A 3783-nucleotide genomic window follows, 5' to 3' on the forward strand; every position below is an offset into this window, starting at 1 on the left:
TAACAAGGATAAAAAATATGTATACTTAATCAGATTTATGTATGGTAAAAGAAATTGGATAAAAATATTTAAAAATGAATCTATAAATGAATTAATGTAAGGCATGATCCCACGCAAACCGCCGTCAATGGCGGTTTTCGGTTCGTCATCGGGGTAAAAAAATCATCGTGTAACAGGCCGGTAACAGCTTCGCCGCCTTCGGCGGCTCAGTTACAACCGGAACGTTAAACAAGATATTAATAATAGATATAATCACGAACATCCCCTATTTGTAAGGTAAGCGGCAATCTATCCGCGTTCATATCGACTTTGCCCCCGGCATTGAGAAAATCAATTCTACAAAAATCGGTCATATCTTCCCATGTTTCTTTGTCTGCTTTTCCATAGCTTAAATCTACAGCAATTCTAAATTCATTCTGCCATGAATATAACTTTGATTTTGAAAATTCATCATATTCATGTGAAATTCTTAAATCTACTTCATATCTAACACGTTTTGCTCCAACCCAAAATGATTCATTATATTCTAAACAATATAAAGAATAAATTTTTTCTTGAAGGTAATATGATTTTTCCATATAGAACCTCCTCATAGTTTAAAAACATAGTAATTTATTTAATAACAATTTATTTCTTACCCCATCTCTTTAATCCGCGCAATCTCATCCCTAATAGCCGCCGCCTGCTCAAACTCCAATTTTTTCGCGTGTTCCAGCATCTCGTTCTCCAGAGCTTTAATCAACTGTTTGCGCTGAGCGGGAATCAGCACATTGTAGGAGTTCTTTAAAACTTCAACCGTAGTTGCCGCCGCGTTATCTGCTTCTTCAACATGGCGCGTCAGTATTTCCGCAATTGCTTTTTTAACTGTCGCCGGAGTTATGCCGTGTTTTTTGTTATACGCTACTTGTATTTCGCGGCGGCGGTTTGTTTCGGTTATTGCTTTTTCCATCGCTTCGCTCATGCGGTCGGCGTACATTATTACTTTTCCGGCGGCGTTACGCGCGGCGCGCCCGATTATCTGCACAAGGCTTGTAAGCGAGCGTAAAAAGCCGATCTTGTCAGCGTCAAGAATCGCTATAAATGAAACTTCGGGCAGATCGATGCCTTCGCGTAACAGATTGATTCCTACAAGAATGTCAAAATCGCCTTGACGCAGTTGGGTGAGTATTTCCACGCGTTCGATTGTTTCTACCTCGCTGTGAATGTAGCGGACTTTCAAACCAAGACCGGATAGGTAATCCGTAAGGTCTTCCGCCATTTTTTTTGTCAGGGTGAGGATAAGGGAGCGTTCTTTTACCTTAATGCGTTTCTGCACTTCGCCGTAAATGTCTTCCATTTGACCTTCGCTGGGACGCACTTCTATTTCCGGGTCTAAAAGTCCTGTGGGGCGTATTAGCTGTTGTACTACCCTTGCCGATTGCTCAATCTCGGTTTTTCCCGGCGTGGCGGAAACAAAAACTGTTTTATCCAACCGCTCGACAAATTCATCGTAGCGGAGGGGGCGATTGTCAAGGGCGCAGGGAAGACGGAAGCCGTAATCGACAAGACTCTGCTTGCGGCTGCGGTCTCCGGCGTACATGGCGCCTAACTGCGGCAGGGTAACGTGGCTTTCATCAATAAATGTTAAATGTCTTTTCGGGAAATAATCTACAAGCGTGTCAGGGGTTTCGCCGCTTTTGCGTCCTGCCAAATGAGCGGAGTAATTTTCAATGCCGGAACAGTAGCCCATTTCTGTAAGCATTTCAATGTCGTATTCAACGCGGGTTTTTAATCTTTCAGCTTCGATAATTTTGCCGTTGTTTTTAAAATACTCTAGGCGCTCTTTTAGTTCCTGCTTAATCGCACCCATCGCGTTTTGTATCATTTCGCCGGGCATAACAAACTGTTTGGCGGGATAAATAAGAGCGCGGTCTAAATCTTCAAGCATTTCACCTGATACGGGGTTAAAACGGCGGATACGCTCAACTTTATCCCAATCCAAATCGACGCGGTAGGCTTCTTCCATGTAGGCGGGGTAAATTTCAAGCGTGTCGCCCCTCCTGCGGAAACGCCCGCGCTCGAGAACCGCGTCGTTGCGCTCATATTGCAATTCCACAAATCTGCGGATTAACGAATCGACATCGACGGTTTCGCCTTTTGAAAAAGTAGCAGTCATTTTTTTGTATACGTCGGGGGTTACCATGCCGTAAATGCAGGAGACTGTCGCGACGATGATTACATCCTCGCGTTCCATCATGCTTCTCGCCGCAGAGAGACGCATTCGTTCTATTTCGTCATTTATTGAAGCGTCTTTTTCGATGTACAAATCTCTGCTTGCGACATAAGCTTCCGGCTGGTAGTAATCGTAGTAGGAAACAAAGTACTCAACGGCGTTGTTAGGAAAAAAACCTTTAAACTCGCGGTAAAGCTGCGCGGCGAGCGTCTTGTTGTGGCTGACAATCAGCGTAGGCATTTGCACCGCTTCGATTATCTTCGCCATAGTGAAAGTTTTCCCTGAACCTGTAACGCCCTGCAAAGTTTGATACTTGTCTCCCGCCCGTATGCCTTCAGCTAACGCGGAAATTGCCTCGCCCTGATCTCCTGCGGGTTGGAAAGGCGATACTACTTCAAATTGGCGCATGAATATTCCCCGTATGAACAAACGTCAATTTTTTTTCCGCTTCTTTTGCCGCGCGTAAAAGAAAATCCCTGTCTGTGGGCGGAGCGTTCCATCGGTAATCGGGATGATAGGCAGTCAGGTGCCATGGGATTTCCTTACTGACAGAAGCGATAAAATCCGCAGTTTTGCCAAGTTCGTCACTTAAGTCATTTAAATCGGGCACGACAAGGGTTGTAATTTCCAGATGAACTCCCATCTTGTGACAAAGGGCGATAAAGTCACACACTGTCTGCAAATCGCCTATCAGTGTTTTTTTGTATGTTTCTTCGGAAAAAGTTTTTAAGTCCACGTTTGCCGCATCCGTAAGTTTTAAAATTTCGGCGGCGGCTTTTGCTTTGATACAGCCATTGGTTACCAGCACATTGGCTATTCCGTGCCTTCGCGCAAGCGTCATGCAGTCCAAAAGATACTCAATATGAATAAGAGGCTCCGAGTACGTGTAAGCGATAGACGGAGAATCTTGTTTCAGAGCGGCGGAAATAATTTCGCCCGGCTGCATCCATTTTCCCGGTATGTCCGTATTTTGGGAGATATGCCAATTCTGGCAAAAAGGGCAATGGAGATTACAGCCGGCAAAACCGAGTGAGAGTATCTTTGTGCGAGGTTTAAAATGATACAGAGGTTTTTTTTCTATTGGATCAAGCGCAAGCGCGGAGATAAATCCGTAAAAGGGAATTATTCCCTTTCCGCCCTTGTTTCCCCTTACCCCGCACGCGCCAAATTTGCCGCTTTTTATCACGCACTTGTTAGGGCAAAGCTCGCAACAAACGCCGCCGTCTGTCTCAGAGAGAAAAAGCGGAGAGCGTTTAAATAGGGAAAAATTCGCAATGCCCGTCACGCGCCTGCCTGCGGCTGGTTTTGAAGGATGCGCTCTTTAACCGCCCGCGCTTTGCCGACAGCCTGCGCCAGTTCATTTACCTCGAAAGGTTCAAGAATCATGCCGACCGCGCCGCGTTTTACCCAAAGCTTTACCAACAGCACGCCCTCGCCCGCTTCGGTAACGGCGGAGGGAACTTCCTCAACAAACAATATATCATCAAGCTTAAATTCCAGCACAACCGGTTCGTTTCCCAGCGGATCATACACAAGGATAAGTTTATTTTTCTCAGACGGATGCGTTCTTG

At 45.4% G+C, this 3783-nt stretch carries 4 protein-coding genes; all 4 read right to left on the reverse strand.

Annotated features, from left to right (window positions below; all coding sequences use genetic code 11):
• Positions 1-236: 236 nt before the first annotated feature.
• Positions 237-578, reverse strand: a complete 342-nt coding sequence (locus tag ACYVRH_RS11190; protein ID WP_461256996.1) for a hypothetical protein — start codon at positions 576-578, stop codon at positions 237-239.
• A 56-nt stretch (positions 579-634) separates the two neighbouring features.
• A complete protein-coding gene (uvrB, locus tag ACYVRH_RS11195; protein ID WP_461256997.1) occupies positions 635-2620 on the reverse strand; it encodes an excinuclease ABC subunit UvrB in 1986 nt (661 codons plus the stop codon).
• Positions 2607-3497: an AmmeMemoRadiSam system radical SAM enzyme gene (gene amrS, locus ACYVRH_RS11200; protein WP_461256998.1), complete on the reverse strand. Its 891-nt coding sequence runs from the start codon at positions 3495-3497 to the stop codon at positions 2607-2609. The genes uvrB and amrS overlap by 14 nt, the downstream gene beginning before the upstream one ends.
• Positions 3494-3783, reverse strand: a 290-nt coding sequence (locus ACYVRH_RS11205) for a hypothetical protein (protein WP_461256999.1), incomplete at its 5' end; no start/stop codon positions are given. The genes amrS and ACYVRH_RS11205, both read right to left, overlap by 4 nt.

The sequence above is a fragment of the Treponema sp. R80B11-R83G3 genome (assembly GCF_054786115.1).